Source organism: Nocardiopsis sp. NPDC007018 (assembly GCF_040635075.1).
Taxonomy (GTDB): Bacteria; Actinomycetota; Actinomycetes; order Streptosporangiales; family Streptosporangiaceae; genus Nocardiopsis.
The window spans coordinates 1-15,973 of record NZ_JBEYHA010000036.1 but is presented as its reverse complement, the minus strand read 5'-3'; the positions used below and the strand labels follow the sequence as shown (position 1 = coordinate 15,973).

Annotated in this window: 14 protein-coding genes; 10 read left to right on the top strand and 4 right to left on the bottom strand. The window is 72.4% G+C overall.

All coding sequences use genetic code 11. The features are described 5' to 3' along the window. The first annotated feature begins 11 nt into the window (after positions 1 to 11). The 3 genes from ABZ635_RS18880 (at position 12) to ABZ635_RS18870 (ending at position 4,928) form a co-directional block, all read left to right on the top strand. Positions 12 to 1,820, top strand: coding sequence for an ABC transporter substrate-binding protein (locus ABZ635_RS18880; protein WP_357766615.1), 1,809 nt, complete (start codon positions 12 to 14; stop codon positions 1,818 to 1,820). A gap of 245 nt (positions 1,821 to 2,065) precedes the next feature. Further along, positions 2,066 to 3,079: an ABC transporter permease gene (locus ABZ635_RS18875; protein ID WP_357766613.1), complete on the top strand. Its 1,014-nt coding sequence runs from the start codon at positions 2,066 to 2,068 to the stop codon at positions 3,077 to 3,079. 13 nt (positions 3,080 to 3,092) lie between these two features. After that, positions 3,093 to 4,928 carry an ABC transporter ATP-binding protein gene (locus ABZ635_RS18870; protein ID WP_357766610.1) on the top strand — a complete coding sequence of 612 codons (1,836 nt, stop codon included), beginning with the start codon at positions 3,093 to 3,095 and terminating at the stop codon, positions 4,926 to 4,928. Between the two features lie 14 nt (positions 4,929 to 4,942). Here the strand turns inward: ABZ635_RS18870 and ABZ635_RS18865 are convergent, their stop codons facing one another. Continuing rightward, a complete protein-coding gene (locus tag ABZ635_RS18865) occupies positions 4,943 to 5,578 on the bottom strand; it encodes a helix-turn-helix domain-containing protein (protein ID WP_357766607.1) in 636 nt (211 codons plus the stop codon). A gap of 158 nt (positions 5,579 to 5,736) precedes the next feature. On the opposite strand from ABZ635_RS18865, the gene ABZ635_RS18860 reads away from it, so the two are divergent. The 4 genes from ABZ635_RS18860 to ABZ635_RS18845 all read left to right on the top strand — a co-directional run bounded on the left by ABZ635_RS18860 (position 5,737) and on the right by ABZ635_RS18845 (position 7,979). Continuing rightward, positions 5,737 to 6,126 (top strand): hypothetical protein, encoded by a 390-nt coding sequence (locus ABZ635_RS18860; protein WP_357766604.1) that lies wholly within the window; start codon positions 5,737 to 5,739, stop codon positions 6,124 to 6,126. A gap of 314 nt (positions 6,127 to 6,440) precedes the next feature. Further along, the gene (locus tag ABZ635_RS18855) at positions 6,441 to 6,821 is read left to right on the top strand and encodes a GntR family transcriptional regulator (protein ID WP_357766601.1); all 381 of its coding nucleotides are present in this window, start codon (positions 6,441 to 6,443) and stop codon (positions 6,819 to 6,821) included. Between the two features lie 491 nt (positions 6,822 to 7,312). Beyond that, on the top strand, positions 7,313 to 7,492 hold the full coding sequence (locus ABZ635_RS18850) for a hypothetical protein (protein WP_357766598.1): 180 nt from the start codon (positions 7,313 to 7,315) through the stop codon (positions 7,490 to 7,492). A 70-nt stretch (positions 7,493 to 7,562) separates the two neighbouring features. Beyond that, positions 7,563 to 7,979 (top strand): hypothetical protein, encoded by a 417-nt coding sequence (locus ABZ635_RS18845; protein WP_357766595.1) that lies wholly within the window; start codon positions 7,563 to 7,565, stop codon positions 7,977 to 7,979. Positions 7,980 to 8,054: 75 nt separating this feature from the next. On the opposite strand, the gene ABZ635_RS18840 is transcribed toward ABZ635_RS18845, so the two are convergent. The 3 genes from ABZ635_RS18840 to ABZ635_RS18830 all read right to left on the bottom strand — a co-directional run bounded on the left by ABZ635_RS18840 (position 8,055) and on the right by ABZ635_RS18830 (position 11,654). Next, positions 8,055 to 8,408: a hypothetical protein gene (locus ABZ635_RS18840; RefSeq protein WP_357766593.1), complete on the bottom strand. Its 354-nt coding sequence runs from the start codon at positions 8,406 to 8,408 to the stop codon at positions 8,055 to 8,057. A 145-nt stretch (positions 8,409 to 8,553) separates the two neighbouring features. After that, on the bottom strand, positions 8,554 to 9,963 hold the full coding sequence (locus ABZ635_RS18835) for an RNA polymerase sigma factor (protein WP_357766590.1): 1,410 nt from the start codon (positions 9,961 to 9,963) through the stop codon (positions 8,554 to 8,556). 503 nt (positions 9,964 to 10,466) lie between these two features. Continuing rightward, positions 10,467 to 11,654, bottom strand: coding sequence for an AMP-binding protein (locus ABZ635_RS18830; protein ID WP_357766712.1), 1,188 nt, complete (start codon positions 11,652 to 11,654; stop codon positions 10,467 to 10,469). A gap of 264 nt (positions 11,655 to 11,918) precedes the next feature. Between ABZ635_RS18830 and menB the strand changes: the two genes are divergently transcribed. The 3 genes from menB (at position 11,919) to menD (ending at position 15,646) form a co-directional block, all read left to right on the top strand. Further along, positions 11,919 to 12,758: a 1,4-dihydroxy-2-naphthoyl-CoA synthase gene (gene menB, locus ABZ635_RS18825; protein WP_357766587.1), complete on the top strand. Its 840-nt coding sequence runs from the start codon at positions 11,919 to 11,921 to the stop codon at positions 12,756 to 12,758. Next, positions 12,755 to 13,741, top strand: a complete 987-nt coding sequence (locus ABZ635_RS18820; RefSeq protein ID WP_357766584.1) for an o-succinylbenzoate synthase — start codon at positions 12,755 to 12,757, stop codon at positions 13,739 to 13,741. The genes menB and ABZ635_RS18820 overlap by 4 nt, the downstream gene beginning before the upstream one ends. Positions 13,742 to 13,927: 186 nt before the next feature. Further along, entirely contained in the window at positions 13,928 to 15,646 is a 1,719-nt protein-coding gene (menD, locus tag ABZ635_RS18815; RefSeq protein ID WP_357766581.1) for a 2-succinyl-5-enolpyruvyl-6-hydroxy-3-cyclohexene-1-carboxylic-acid synthase, read from the top strand. Positions 15,647 to 15,973 lie beyond the last annotated feature (327 nt).

Sequence of the window (15,973 nt, the reverse complement as noted above, 5' to 3'; positions counted from 1 at the left end):
AGGAGGCCCAGGTGACCACCCATCACTCCCCGCGCCAGGAACCGCCCCGGCGGTGCCGTGCGCTCCGACGAGCCGTCGCGCCGATGGCCGCGGGAACCGCCGCGGCGGTCCTGCTGGCCGCCTGCGGCGGAGGCGGGGGCGGAGGCGGCGGACAGTCCGACGCCGAGTTCAACGAGGGCGAGACCACCGTCGTCAACCCGTCCGACGAGACCGGTGGCACCCTGCGCTACGCCATCTCCTCCGACTTCGACTCGCCCGACCCCGGCAACACCTATTACGCGTTCAGCTGGAACTTCTCCCGCTACTACGCGCGGACCCTGCTCACCTACACCGAGGCACCCGGTGAACAGGGCATCGAGCTCCAGCCCGACCTGGCCGAGGCGATGCCCGAGGGCAACGGGGACTCCACCGAGTGGACCGTGCGCATCAAGCCGGGTCTGAAGTACGAGGACGGCTCGGAGATCACCGCCCAGGACGTCAAGTACGCCATCGCCCGCAGCAACTTCGGTGACCAGGCCCTGCCCAACGGGCCCAAGTACTTCCAGGGGCTGCTGGCCGACAGCGACGACTACGAGGGCCCCTACGCGGACGAGGGCGACCCGCTGGCCGGGTTCGACGGCATCGAGACCCCGGACGACCACACCCTGGTCTTCCACCTCAAGGAGAGCTTCGCCGAGTTCCCGTACGTGCTCCTCCAGCCGCAGACCGCCCCGGTGCCCGCCGACGCGGACCGGGGCGAGCAGTACCAGAGCCACGTGATCTCCTCTGGGCCCTACAAGTTCGACGGCGACTACCGCCCGGGCGTCTCCCTCAACCTGGAACGCAACGACCAGTGGGACGCCTCCTCCGACCCGACCCGCAAGGCGCTGCCGGACCGCGTCGAGGTGGAGCTGGGCGTGGACCAGAACGAGATCGACCAGCGGCTGGTCAACGGGGAGCTCGACGTGGACCTGGCCGGTGCCGGTGTGGGCCCGGCGATGAAGGGCACCGTCATCACCGACGAGGGGCAGCGCCACAACGTCGACAACCCGCAGACCAACACCCTGCGTTACGTCAACATCAACACCGTCATGGCGCCGCTGGACGACCCGGCCTGTCGCCAGGCCGTCATGTACGCGGCCGACCGGGACGCGCTGCAGCGGGCCTGGGGCGGTGACACCGGCGGCGACGTCGCCACGCAGATCATGCCCGCGGCGCTGCCCGGTTCCGACCCGGGCTTCGACCCGTACCCGTCCGACGACAACAAGGGCGACCTGGACAAGGCTCGGGAGAAGCTGGAGGAGTGCGGCCAGCCCGACGGCTTCTCCACCGCGATCGGCGCCCGCGCCGACCGCCCCTCCGACGTCAGTACGGCCGAGGCGCTCCAGCAGGCCCTGGCCCGGGTGGGCATCGACACCGAGATCAAGCAGTACCCGTCCGACACCTACACCAACACGCAGGCGGGGTCGCCGTCCTTCGTCGCCGACAACGACCTGGGCCTGACCGTGTACGGCTGGGCGCCGGACTGGGCCAGCGGCTACGGGTTCATGAGCAAGATCCTGGACGGTGACGCGATCCAGCAGGCGGGCAACTCGAACATCTCCGAGCTGGACGACCCGCAGATCAACGACTGGTTCGACGAGGTGGTCTCGGTCGCCGACGCGGACCAGCGCGCCGAGATCTACACGAAGATCGACGAACGGGCGATGGAGGAGGCCGCGATCCTCCCGGCGGTGTTCGAGCGGACGGTGCTCTACCGTCCGGCCAACCTGACCAACGTGTACTACCACTCGGGCTACAGCATGTACGACTACATGGCTCTGGGGACCAGCAACAACTGATCCCGGCGGGTGCGGCCCGGCCCCGGGCCCGCACCCGGCGTCACCCGTGGGGCGGACCCCCGGGCGGGCCGCGGGCGGCCGCCGCGCACGGCGTGGTGGCCGCCCGGCGCGGTCACGACACCCCCGCGTACACGCCGACTTCGTGGCGTGATCGCGTGATTGCCATGAGTTACGGTTTGGCTCCGGGGTGGAATCGCCCCACCCCGGACCCGGGCCCCAGCTCCTGACGAGAGAAGGCACACGCCTTGCTGACCTACATCCTGCGCCGCCTGGGCGCCGGTCTGCTGCTCCTGGCCGTGGTCACCATGGTCACCTTCGTCATCTTCTACGTCGTCCCGCGCTGGGCGGGCCGCACCACCGAGCAGCTGGCCACGATGTACGTGGGCCGGGCTCCCACCCCCGAGGCGATCCAGGCCACCATCGAACGCCTGGGCCTCGACCAGCCGATCGCGGTCCAGTTCGGGGAGTTCGTGCGGGGCATCCTCTTCGGTGCCCAGTACCAGTTCGGCCGGGACACCATCGAATGCTCGGCGCCCTGCTTCGGCTACTCCTTCCAGACCTACCAGGAGGTCTTCCCCGAGATCCTCTCCCGCCTCCCGGTGACCGCCTCCCTGGCCTTGGGGGCCGGGATCATCTGGCTGGTGGGCGGTGTGGCCGTCGGTGTGGTCTCGGCCGTGTGGAAGGGCAGCCTCTTCGACCGCCTGGCCATGGGCGTCGCGCTGGCCGGGGTCTCCCTGCCGATCTTCTTCACCGGTCTGCTCGCCCTGGCCTTCCTGGTCCACTCCTGGGGCCTGTTCGCCACCCCCCGCTACGTGCCCTTCGTCGAGGACCCCCTCGCCTGGGCCCAGGGCATGCTCCTGCCGTGGCTCACCCTCGCCTTCCTGCACGCGGCCATGTACGCGCGGCAGACCCGCGCGGGCATGCTGGAGACCCTCAACGAGGACTACATCCGCACCGCCCGGGCCAAGGGCCTGAGCGAGCGCACGGTCGTGCTCAAGCACGCGCTGCGCCCCACCCTCACCCCCATCGTCACCATCTTCGGCCTCGACCTGGGCCTGGTCCTCGGCGGCGCCGTCCTGACCGAGCAGGTCTTCTCCCTCAACGGGATCGGCCGGTACGCGGTCCAGGCCATCACCCAGAGCGACCTGCCGGTCATCCTCGGCGTGACCCTGTTCGGCGCGTTCTTCATCGTCATCTGCAACCTGCTGGTCGACCTGGTCTACCCGCTGATCGACCCGCGCGTGCGCATCCACCACTGAGAGAGGCCTTCCGATGACCGACACCCCTCCGGGGCCCCCGGCCGGTTCCTCCGCCCCGACGGTCGTGCGCGTGGACGACCTGCACGTCACCTTTCCCACGCTGGACGGCGACGTCCGCGCGGTGGACGGCCTCTCCTTCGAGGTGGCCGCGGGCGGCGCCCTCGGGATCGTGGGCGAGTCGGGTTCCGGCAAGAGTGTGACCTCGCTGGCCCTGATGGGTCTGCACCGGGGCAGCCGTGCCCGGATCACCGGGGGCATCGAGGTCGCGGGCACCGACGTCGTCACCGCCAGCGACAAGAGGCTGCGGTCGATGCGGGGTAACGACATCGCGATGGTGTTCCAGGACCCCATGCAGTCGCTGCACCCCCAGTACACGATCGGCAACCAGCTGATCGAGGCGCTGCGCGTGCACCGGCCCCGGGTGTCCCGTTCCGAGGCCCGTACCCGGGCCGTCGAGTCACTGGACCGGGTCGGTATCCCCGAGCCCGCGAAGCGGATCAACTCCTACCCGCACGAGTTCTCGGGCGGTATGCGCCAGCGCGTGCTGATCGCCATGGGTCTGATGTGCGACCCCAGGGTGCTGTTGGCCGACGAGCCCACCACCGCCCTGGACGTCACCGTCCAGGCCCAGATCCTCGACCTGCTGGACGAGCTGCGCCGCGACCTCGACATGGCCCTGATCCTGGTCTCCCACGACCTCGCGGTGGTCGCCGGTTCGGTGGACGAGGTCGTGGTCATGCGCGGGGGCAGGGCGGTGGAGCGCGGGGGCGTCCACCGGGTCCTCGCCGAGCCGGAGCACCCGTACACGCAGGCGTTGCTGGCCGCCGTACCGCGCGTGGAGATGTCCCGCGCCGAACGCCGCGCCCGCGACCGCGCGGACCGGGCCGAGAGGACACGGCGGGAGCAGCGCCGGGCCCCGGGGCCGGAGGACGCGCACGAGGGGGAGACCGTCGTACCCGAGCCCTTCTCCGCCTTCGCGCCCGCCGCCCCGACCACCCCGGACCGGGGCGAGCCCCTGCTGCGCGTCCGCGACGTCGCACAGAGCTTCAAGGTGCGCGGCGGCATGTGGGGCCGGGCCACGGACTTCTGGGCGGTCAAGGGGGTCGGTTTCGACCTTTTCAAGGGCGAGACCCTGGGCATCGTGGGCGAGTCCGGCTCCGGTAAGAGCACCCTGTCGCGCATGGTCATGCGCCTGCTGGAGCCCACCGAGGGCACCGTGGAGTTCGACGGCCAGGACATCACGCACATGTCCGAGCGGGGGCTGCGTCCGCTCCGCCGCGACGTGCAGATGGTGTTCCAGAACCCCTACTCCTCGCTCAACCCGCGCCTGACCATCGGCGAGAGCATCGGCACGGCACTGCGCGTCCAGGGCGAGCGCAACGGCGCGAAGATCCGCGCCCGGGTACAGGAACTCCTGGAACGCGTCGGGCTCGAACCGGGCCACTACAACCGGTTCCCGCACGCCTTCTCGGGCGGCCAGCGCCAGCGCATCGCCATCGCCCGCGCGCTGATCCTCAAACCCAGGCTCATCGTGTGCGACGAACCCGTCTCGGCGCTGGACGTGTCCACCCAGGACCAGGTGCTGCGGTTGCTCTCCGAGCTCCAGGACGACTTCGGCCTGACCTACATCTTCGTCGCCCACGACCTGGCCGTCGTGCGCCAGGTCAGCGACCGCGTCGCCGTCATGCGCAAGGGTGAGGTGGTCGAGCTCGGTGACAGCGACACCATCTACGAGAACCCGCGGAGCGACTACACGAAGCAGTTGCTCACCGCCGCTCCGGTGCTCGACCCCGACGAGGCCCGCGACCTGCGCGCCGAACGGGCGCGGATGCGGGCCCGGGGGGCGTGAGGGGCTCGCGCTGGTCAGCCGGTCAGACCCCGGAGCAGGGCCTCCAGACCGAACCGGAACCCGGCCAGGGCCTCGGCGTCCTGCGGCGCGTCCTCGCGGTCCTCGTGCCGGACCTGATGGGCGACCGAGCCCAGGCAGTAGGCGTTCAGGGCGTCGCAGGCCCGGGACACGGCGTCCCCGGCCAGCCCCGCCTCGGCGAAGGCCCCGTGGAGCAGGGCCCGCGTGTCCTCCTCGCCCAGGGTGTGCGGGGCCCGGTGCACGAGCAGGGACAGCGCGCCGGAGTAGGCGAGCAGGCGCCCCCGGTACGCCTCGGCCCAGGCGCTCAGCCGCCGGTCCCAGGGAAGGTCGCCGCCACCGGCCGCCGCCACCGGGTCGGTCCCGGCCGCCTCCTCGTCGTCGGCGGCCTCCCCGGGCGGGCCCTGCCCCTCGGCCAGACCGCTGACCACCCGCGCGGTGGTCACGTAGGCGGCGATCGCGTTGAACAGCTGTTCCTTGCCCTTGGGGAAGTGGTGGTAGATCGCCATCGCTTCCACGTCCAGGGCGTCGCCCAGACGGCGCATGGACAACCCGCCCAGCCCCCGCCCGGCGATGATGTGGAGCGCCTCGACGATGATGCGCTCGCGGCTCAGACCCGCGTAGTTCCTGCTCACTCTGGTGCCTTTCGGGGGTCAGGGGGGTCGACGGAGTCAAGCTGGCAGGTCCGCCGCCGCGACGCCACCACCGACGCACCGTCCGGAGCGCCGGATGACCTTCGTCACCCATAGAGTTGCCTCGACAGGGCTGACGCTACAACCCCCGGAGAGCGGACATGGGACGTGACCAACAGGACAGGACGCGGGCGAGGGAGGAACTCGCCCTGGACGAGGAGAGGGCCGGGAGGCTGCCCGAACTCCTGAGGTCGGTGGCCGAGGCCAAGCGCGACCTGGACCGGGCCCGGGAACAGGACACCCCGGTCGAGGAGCTGCACGACCACGGCGTGCGGTACGACACCGTGCTGACCGAGGCCATGCGCGCCGCCTACGCCCAGGAGCGCGTCCTGGTCGGAGCGAAGGGGTACACGGATCGGATCAGGCGCCGTAAGCGTCTGGCCCGGCCCGAGGTCAGGCGGGCCACCGAGGTCGCCGAGCAACTGCTCACGGTCCGTGAGGCGCACCGGCTGCACGGCATCCAGCAGGTGCCCCGCTCCGTGGCGGTCTGACCCCCGGCACGGAGGCCCCGCGGCGCGCGCCGCGGGGCCTCCGTGTGTCCGGGCCCGGGGCCCGAGTGGCACCGCGTTCGCCAGTGACGGGTGAGACCAACTGTGTGCGGAGCGTGACCTTTCCGGGGTTGGTGGAGGGTGAGGAACGGGGATAACCGCGCGGAGCGTGTCGTGCGAGGGTCGCCGGAAGGTGACCGAAGGGAGGGCGCCGCGACGCGGAGCGTCCGGCGCGGGGACGGCGAACGGTAGGTTGGACAACCACCCGGTCCGCGCCGGGTGTGTGTCGGCGATTCACGTGGGGAGCACAGAAGGTCATGGCGGACTTCCTCCGCATCGATCCAACGTCGAAGGTCCCGCCCTACGAACAGATCAGGGCGCTCGTCGCGATCGCCGCGGCCAACGGTGAACTCCCCGTCGGCTACCGGCTCCCCACCGTCCGGGCCCTGGCCCAGGACCTGTCCGTGGCGGTGAACACCGTCGCCCGCGCCTACCGGGAACTCGAACAGGCCGGGGTCGTGGAGACCCGGGGCCGCTCGGGCACCTTCGTCGCCGCCGCGGGGGACGACCAGCGCGCCGAGGCCCTGGCCGCCGCGCGCGCCTACGCCGAGGTCATCACCCGCGTCGGTCTGGAACACGACGAGGCCGTCGAGATCCTGCGCGCGGCTCTGGAGGGTTCTCCGGGCACCGGTCACTGACGACGCGCACGGGGACCGTGCGGTTCCCTCTCCGGCACGTGATGACCGCAATCGGTCCCCACCCCTCCCGATTCGTCTGAACTGCGGAGTTCGGCGCTACCCTCGTGGTGCGCGCTGCCCTCCCCCGGCGGCGTCGAACGACAACCCCCAAGGAGGCGCCGATGAGCAGGAGATCTGGCGGCGGACGGTCATCAGGCGGACGCTCGGGCGGAGGCCGTTCCGGAGGCGGTCGGTCCGGTGGCGGACGGTCCGGTGGCGGACGGTCCGGAGGAAGCGGCAGCTCGCGCGGTGGCGCCGCCCGTCGTGGCGGCGGCTTCAGCTCGCGTGGCGGTGGTGGCGGGGCCGGGCGCTCCGGTGGCGGCTTCAGCTCGCGTGGCGGCGGTGGCGGTGCGGCGCGCGCCGGCGGAGGTTTCTCCTCCCGAGGAGGGTCCTCGCGCGGATCGAGGCCGTCGCGTACCCCCCGGCCCAACCGCAGCCGCCACACCCACGTCGTGGGCTCCGCGCACACCGGCCGCCCCCGCGACCGCTGGTACTTCCGCCGGAACCGCCACTACTACCACGACGGCCCCGACTTCGCCCCGCGCGGCGGCGGCCTGGGAGCGGTGCTGGGATGCCTGGGGGCCGTCGTCGCCCTGTTGGCCGTCCTGCTGGTCGTCGCCCTGCTGCTCTGACCCCGCGGTCCCCGCTCGCGTCCGCGTGATCCCCTGGCAAGAACCCCGAGAAGGAAACGAGCACCCACCCGTGTCACACCCCCGAACCCCCGCCCGCGCCCTGTCCCTGACGGCCGCCGCCCTCGTCGCCCCCCTGCTCCTGACCGCGTGTTCGGGTGACCGCGAGCGGATCGACGCCGCCTGCCTGGACATCGACCGGGACATGAACGCGGTCGACCTGGCCGCCCAGGGCATCGACCAGGACATCCTCGTCGACGACATCCCCTACCAGGACCAGCACCGCGCCGTGCTGGAGGATCACCTGGACGTGGTCCTGGAGCTGGAGGACGCCGCGCGCGGAGACCTCAGGGACGTCGCCGCCGAGCGTGCCGACGCCGTCGACTCCGTCCTGGTCGAACTGGACGAGGGCGACTACGACACCCTGGCCGACGCGCTGAACTTCGAGGCCGACACCCAGAGCATGATTCTGGAGGCCTGCGGCTACTAGGGCGTGGTCGGCCGCACACGGCCAGCGGGGGCGGGAGCACCGGGTTCCCGCCCCCGCTGGTCGCGCGTACGCGGCTCAGCGGCGCAGGCCGAGGACCGCGACGAGGTAGAAGCCGATCAGGCCCAGCCACACCATGAGAACGGACACGGCGCCCCCGACGAGGGAGGCGACGATGGCCGTGATGGGAAGGCTGATCCCCAGGCACACCAGCGCCAGGACCATGCGCACGGTGTTGGAGGCCACCCCGGACCGGGCCCGGTCCTCGCCGCTCTGACGAGCCACGTGGAACCTGACGCGCTCCTCGATGGTGGCGTCGACGCGCTCGACGAGTGAGGAGGCCACCGCCTCGTCGTACTCGGGGCCCAGTTCTCGACTGGCGCGCAGCGCGGCGGCGATCTCGTCCTGGTGGCGGTGGGGGTTGTTCGTCATCGCTCCATCGTCGCACCGGGGCGGGCGTCCGGCCCCTCTCCGCCCCCGATTCCAGGGGAAGTTCGGGGATGTCCCTGAGACGGACATGACGAAGGGCCGCCCCCTCGGGAGGGCGGCCCCACGCGTCACCGTGAGCGGCGGCGCGTCAGCTCGCGAAGTCCAGCAGCTGCTGCGCGCGGCTCGGGTGGCGCAGCTTGGACAGCGACTGCTTCTCCAGCTGCCGGATGCGCTCACGGGTGAGCCCCAGGTGCTTGCCGATCTCGTCGAGCGTGCGCGGTCTGCCGTCCATCAGCCCGAACCGCAGCGACATGATGGTCGCCTCGCGCGGCTCCAGGTCCGACAGGGCGTTGCGCAGCTGGTCGGCCATCAGCTGGCGGTCGACCACCTCGGAGGCCTCCGAGGCGTCCACGTCCTCGATGAGGTCGCCGATCCGGGTCTCGCCGTCCTCGCCGATGGTGGAGTCGAGGCTGATCGGCTGGCGGGTGACCCGCAGCAGCTCCTCGATCTGGGCCGGGGTCTTGTCCAGCTCCAGCCCCAGTTCCTCGGGGGTGGGCTCGCGGCCCAGCGCCTGGTGCATGTCGCGCTCCAGACGGCTGACCTTGCTCAGCAGCTCCAGGACGTGCACGGGCAGGCGGATGGTGCGCGCGGAGTCGGCGAACCCGCGCTGGATGGCCTGGCGAATCCACCACATCGCGTACGTCGAGAACTTGAAGCCCTTGGTGTAGTCGAACTTCTCCACGGCGCGGATGAGGCCGAGGTTGCCCTCCTGGACCACGTCCAGCAGGGACATGCCACGGTCGCTGTACTTCTTGGCCACGGAGACGACCAGGCGCAGGTTGGCCTCCAGCATGTGGGACTTGGCCTTGCGGCCGTCCTCGGCCACCCACTCCAGCTCCTCGCGCTCGGCGTCGGCCATCGCGACGGAGCCGTCGACCTCGCCGTGCTGTCCGAGCCGGTACTCGGCGTAGAGTCCGGCCTCGACCCGCTTGGCCAGGTCCACCTCCTGCTCGGCGGTGAGCAGCTGCCGCCGCCCGATGGCCTTCAGGTAGGTGTGGACCGAGTCGCCCATGGCGGGGGACTGGTCGTCGAGGTCGGCCTCACCGGTCTCCGGATCGGTGGTGGCCTGGTTGGTCTCGGCCTTCTTGTTGCGCCGCGTGGTACGGGTCTTCCTCCGGGGGGAGGGGCCCTTGCGCGAGGCGGCCTTGCCGGTCGCGGTCTTGGGCGCCTCGTCGGTGTCGGGTACCGTCGCGATGAGAGTGTTTTCCAGCACGTCGTCCTCGGCGTCAGGGTCGGCCACCATCGCGGAGTCGTCGCCCCCGTTGGCGAGCCGGACCCCGTTCTCGGTGAGTTCACGCAGGATGGAGCGGCCGTCACTGGAGGTGACTCCGGCCGCGGTGAAAGCGGTACGTAGTTCTGAGAGGGACAGGTGTCCCTGGGCGCGCCCCTGGGTGATCAGGTCGGTCAGGGCCGCGTCGGCGGCCCGGCCCTCGTTCGGAGCGTTGCCGTCGGGGACTTCGGGCCCGGAGCCCGAAGCGGTCAGGGCAGTGCTCGTCATGTGGGCACCTCCCTCCCTTCCAGGACGTGTGGCGCGCGGCGGAGGGTTCCCGCCGACTGGTCGCGCCAATATGTCCAACGTGTCGGCGAGTCAAATGTTCCCTGTCTCGATTGGATATCGAAGAGGGTGGCATGGATCACTGTGTCACGAGTGGCGACTGACCGGCCCGTGCGGGTAAGGGCGCACGTTCGGCGCGGGTACGGGAACCGCCGCGCGACAGGCGTTCCGGGCGCGGGGGAGGGCGCAGGGGAGCGGACGATGGAGTCGATGGCTGCCGCCAACCGCGGACCTCCTTGGGAGAGGGGCCGAAGAGACCGGATACTCAGGTAGACGCCAGGGAGCTTTCGGAAGTTCCCCGCCAACCGGACAAGGTCTCCCGGCCAGGGTCCCACGTGTGCGGAGCACACCGGTACACGCGTGCCCCGGCCCCCCGTTCGGGCATCCCGGCTCCGACCAGCGGCGGCGTCCGACCGACGCCGCGACGGAGCGGTCCGGTCCGCCGCTCAGTCCGCGGGGCGGCGGAGCGCGACCAGGTCGGGTTTGCCCGACGCCAGCATCGGCAGGGCCGTGCGCAGGTCCAGTTCCCGAGGGGCCGCGTAGGAGGGCAGCCTCTCGCGGACCCACCCCCGCAGATCCTCCAGCGTGGGCGGGTTCCCCGGGTCGGCGGGCACCACGACCGCGCTCACCCGCTGCCCCCACTCGGGGTCGGGCCGCCCCACCACCACCGACTCGGCGACCTCGGGACGGGCGGCCAGGATCGCGTTCACCTGGCCGGGTACCACCTTGTGGCCGCCGGTGTTGACCACCTCGTCCATCCGTCCGAGCACGCGCAGGCGCCCCCGCCCGTCCAGCGCGCCGAGGTCGTTCGTGCGCAGCCACGGCCGACCGTCCGCGTCGCGGACCAGGCCCGCACCGCCCCCGTCCCGGGCCCAGCCGTCCGACCCCGCTCCGGGCGGGGTCCGGTATCCGGTGAGCAGCGTCGGCCCGCCCAGCACGATCCGGCCGGGTTCGCCGGGGCGGGCCCCCTCGCCGTCCACGCGCACCTCGACCCCGTCCAGCGGGACACCGTCGTAGACGCACCCGCCGCAGGTCTCGCTCATCCCGTAGGTGGTCACCACCCGCCCGCCCGCGGCTCGCGCGGCCTCCAGCAGCGGGGGTTCGGCGGCGGCGCCGCCGAGCAGGACCGTGCCGAACTGCGACAGGTCGACCCCCGCGGCCAGCAGGCGGCGCAGCTGGGTGGGTACCAGCGACACGTGCGGCCGCAGGTCCCGGGCGAGTTCGGCGACGGTCGCGGTGTCGAACGGCGCGTGCACCACCTCGCCCCCGGTCACCAGGGCGCGGATCATCACCTGGATACCGGAGATGTGTCCGGCGGGCAGCACACACAGCCAGCGGTCGCCCGGGACGGCGCCGATCCGGGCCACGGACGCGCGGGCCGAGGCGCGCAGCGCGGACGCGGACAGCTCCACGCCCTTGGGCTCACCGGTCGACCCCGAGGTGGTCACGACCAGCGCCGCGTCCGGGCCCGCCGGAACGCCGCCGGGCACCTGCGTGACCCCCTCCGGGGTGCGCAGCGAGGCCGGGCGCAGCGCCGACAGCAGGGCCCGGACACGCGGTTCGGGAGTGCCGTCGGGGACGGGCAGCAGCGCGGGTCCGGAACCGTCCAGGGCCCGCGAGAGCAGCCGGTGCATGACGTCGGGGGCCAGGCCGCGCACCGCCTGGAGGGTGCGGCCGCCCCCACCGGCGGGGACCTGGGACCGGGATTCGCTTGCTCGTGCCACGGTGCCCCAGCGTACGCCCGAGCGGGACGGGGAGCGTCCGGTGGGGCCGGGTGTCGGGTGCGTGCCCGTCCGTCCCGGCCCGCCTGGCACAATGCGTAGGGTTGACGTCTGGGCGCGACGGTCACCCCGGCCGCGCCCACACCGTCCCCGTCCCCGTGAGGAGAAGCAGAAGCCGTGAGCAGCGTGATCGACTGGCAGCGGTCGGGCGAGTATTCCGACATCATCTACGAGACCGCGGAGGGCATCGCCAAGATCACGATCAACCGCCCAGAGCGGCACAACGCCTTCCGCCCCCAGACGCTCTTCGAGCTCCAGACGGCGTTCTCCGTCGCGCGGGACGACTCCAAGGTCGGGGTGATCATCTTCACCGGCGCCGGCGACCAGGCGTTCTGTTCCGGCGGCGACCAGAAGATTCGCGGCGACGACGGCTACATCGGCGACGACGCCGTGGCCCAGCAGGGCATCGGCCGCCTCAACGTGCTCGACCTCCAGGTGCAGATCCGCCGCCTGCCCAAGCCCGTGATCTGCATGGTCGCCGGTTGGTCCATCGGCGGCGGCAACGTCCTCCAGGTCTGCTGCGACCTCACCATCGCCGCCGACAACGCCAAGTTCGGCCAGACCGGCCCCAAGGTCGGCTCGTTCGACGGCGGCTACGGCGCCTGGCTGCTCGCCGAGACGGTCGGCCTGAAGAAGGCCCGCGAGATCTGGTACCTGTGCCGCCAGTACAGCGCCCAGGAGGCGCTGGACATGGGCATGGTCAACACCGTCGTGCCGCTGGCGGACCTGGAGAAGGAGACCGTCTCCTGGGCCCGCGAGATGCTGGACAAGTCGCCGCTGGCCCTGCGCATGCTCAAGGGCGCCATCAACGCCGTGAGCGACGGCGCCGCCGGGATGCAGCAGTTCGCCGGTGACGCCACGATGCTCTACTACATGAGCGAGGAGGCCCAGGAGGGCCGGGACGCCTTCAAGGAGAAGCGCCGTCCGGAGTTCGACAAGTTCCCGCGTCGCCCGTGACCGGGCCCTCGGAGCCCGACCCGGCGGCGGCCGCCGCCGGGGGGCGGGCCTTCGCCATCGGCCTGCGCAACCGCTTCCGGGGGATCACGGTGCGCGAGGGCATGCTGGTGCGCGGCCCCGCCGGGTGGGGCGAGTTCTCGCCCTTCGCCGAGTACGGGCCGCGCGAGTCCTCCCGCTGGTGGGCGGCCTGCCTTGAGGCGGCGCACCGGGGGTGGCCGGAGCCGGTGCGCGATCGGGTCGCCGTCAACGTGACCGTGCCCGCGGTGGACCCCGAGCGCGCCGCCGCGATCGTCGCGGCGGGCGGCTGCGCCACCGCCAAGGTCAAGGTCGCGGAGAAGGGCCAGGACTGGCGCGAGGACGTGGCCAGGGTCGAGGCGGTCCGCTCCGCGATCGGCCCCGCCGGACGCGTGCGGGTGGACGCCAACGGCGCCTGGGACGTCGACACCGCCGTACGGATGACGCGCGAGCTGGACCGGTTCGACCTGGAGTACGTGGAGCAGCCCTCCGCGTCCCTGGACGAGCTGGCCTCCGTCCGCCGCCGGGTGGACGTGCCGGTGGCCGCCGACGAGTCCGTCCGCCGGGCGGAGGACCCCCTGCGGGTGCGTGCCGCCGAGGCGGCCGACATCGTGGTGCTCAAGGTGCAGCCCCTGGGCGGCGTCCGCGCCGCGCTGCGGGTCGCCGAGGCCTGCGGACTGCCGGTGGTGGTCTCCAGCGCCGTGGAGACGTCGGTGGGTCTGGCCGCGGGGGTGGCCCTGGCGGCCTGCCTGCCCGAGCTTCCCTACGCCTGCGGTCTGGCGACCATGCAGATGCTGACCGCCGACGTCTGCGCCGACCCGCTCCTGCCCGCGGACGGATTCCTCCCGGTCCGGCCGGTGGCGGTGGACGAGGCCGCGCTGGCGTCGGTCGAGGTGGACCCGGGCGCCTGGCACGCGCGGGCCGAGGCCGCCGAAGCGGCCGGTCGGACCCCGTCCGCCCCGTCCTGAGCACGGCCCGCACCCGTGACCGGCGCCCCGTGGTGACGTGCGACCGACCCGGGTGGGCAGGAGATCACAGCCGGTTTCGCTCGCGGATCGGAACCGAACGGGGTTCACTGGAGGGGACCGGGCCCGTTCGACCGGGCCGCCTCGCCCGGGGATACTGGTACATACCTTGACGAACGAAAGACTCTGATGAATCCGTCTACCGCCCTGGCTCGGGTCCTCGTCGACGAACTGGCCCGCTGCGGGATGGTCGAGGCCGTCGTCGCCCCCGGCTCGCGTTCGACGCCCTTGGCGCTGGCCCTGGTCGCCCACCCCGGCGTCCGGGTCCACGTGCGTGTGGACGAGCGTTCGGCGTCCTTCCTCGCCCTCGGTCTGGCCCGCGCCTCGCGCCGACCGGTGGCGGTGGTGTGCACCTCCGGTACGGCGGCCGCCAACTTCCACCCCGCGGTGCTGGAGGCGGACGAGAGCGGGGTGCCGCTGGTGGTGCTCACCGCTGACCGGCCCCCGGAGCTGCGCGGCACCGGCGGCAACCAGACGGTGGACCAGATCGGCCTGTACGGCGGCGCGGTACGCATGTTCGCCGAGGTCGGAACCCCGGACCCCGCTCCGGGCATGGTGGCGTACTGGCGCTCCCTGACCTGTCGCGCCTGGGCGTCGGCGACCGGTGGCCGCCCCGGACCGGTCCACCTCAACGTGGCCTTCCGCGACCCCCTCACTCCGGACGAGCCCTCCGCGGCCCCGACCTGGACGGCGCCGCTGGACGGCCGCCCGGACGGCGGCCCCTGGATCTCCCGCCCCGGCCCGTTCACCGAACCCGCGCCGCTGGTTCTGCCGGACGTGGAGCGCGGGGTGATCGTGTGCGGTGACGGCGACTACGACCCCGTGCCCCTGCTGGCGCTGGCGGAGGTGACCGGCTGGCCCCTGCTGGCCGAACCCACCTCCAACGCCCGCAGATCGGGCGCGCTCTCCACCTATCGCCAGCTCCTGGCGGCGCCGGGGTTCGCCGACGCGCACGCGCCCGAGCTGGTCGTGAGTGTGGGGCGGCCCAACCTCTCCCGGCAGGTCCTGGCCTTCCTGCGCCGCGCCGACCGCCACGTGGTGGTCACCGCCCGAGCGCTGGGCGACCCGGCGGCGAGCCTGGCCGACGACTTCTCCGACCCCGCGCGCACCGCCACCGACGTGGTCGCGGCGGTGGCCCCGCCCGCAGGTCTGGAGTGGGCGCACCCGCGCCGCACCGACTGGTCGCGTTCGTGGGAACGCGCCGAAGAGGCGGCCCGGGCGGCCATCGACGGCGTGCTGGACGCCGACGAGACCCTGACCGAGCCGCGCCTGGCCCGCGACCTGGTCGCCCAGCTGCCCTCCGGGTCCCTCCTCTTCGCCGGGGCGAGTATGCCCATCCGCGACCTCGACGCCACGATGCTCGCCCGCTGCGGCGTGCGCCTGGTCGGCAACCGGGGTGTGAGCGGGATCGACGGGACGGTCTCCACGGCGATCGGCGCGGCCCTGGCCCACCAGACGCGGGACGAGGGCCCCGCCTACGCGCTGCTGGGCGACCTCGCGATGCTGCACGACCAGAACGGGCTGATCATCGGCCCCGGCGAGCCGCGCCCGGACCTGGCGATCATCGTGGTCAACAACGACGGCGGCGGCATCTTCTCGGGACTGGAGCAGGCGGGCCACCCCGACTTCGAGCGGGTGTTCGGCACCCCGCACGGCGTCTCCATGGAGCGGGTGGCGGCCGTGGCCGACCTGCCCTACACCCGGGTCGAGTGGGCCACGGACCTGCCCAAGGCGCTGCTCGGCGAGGGCCTGCGGATGGTGGAGGTCCGCACGACCAGGGCGGGCAGCGCGGCGCTGCGGCGCCGCGTTCAGGACGCGGTGGACACCGCGCTCGGCGCCCTGCCCTAGGGCCCGTTTTGTGGATCATTCCGCGCTCGCGTGGCCAGGCTGCCTCTCGCTGCGCCGATGGAGCTCGGACAGCCAAACCCGGGCGGGCCCCCGCTGTGCGACACTGCGGAGCTTGCGTAGCAGAGCACAGTGGGGGCAGCTTCGCTCATCGTCTTGCGAGAGATGGCCTGGCGGCCGCTCGCGGTGCTGGCGGCTCCGCCGCCAGAAGGCGAAAGCATCCACAAAACACGCCCTAGTGTTCTGAGTCGTTAATTCGATGAAGAATTGGTTACGATGGTCTCATGGCGCAACGCGGCAGGAAGAAGAGACCCCTGGTAGTCAGTGACG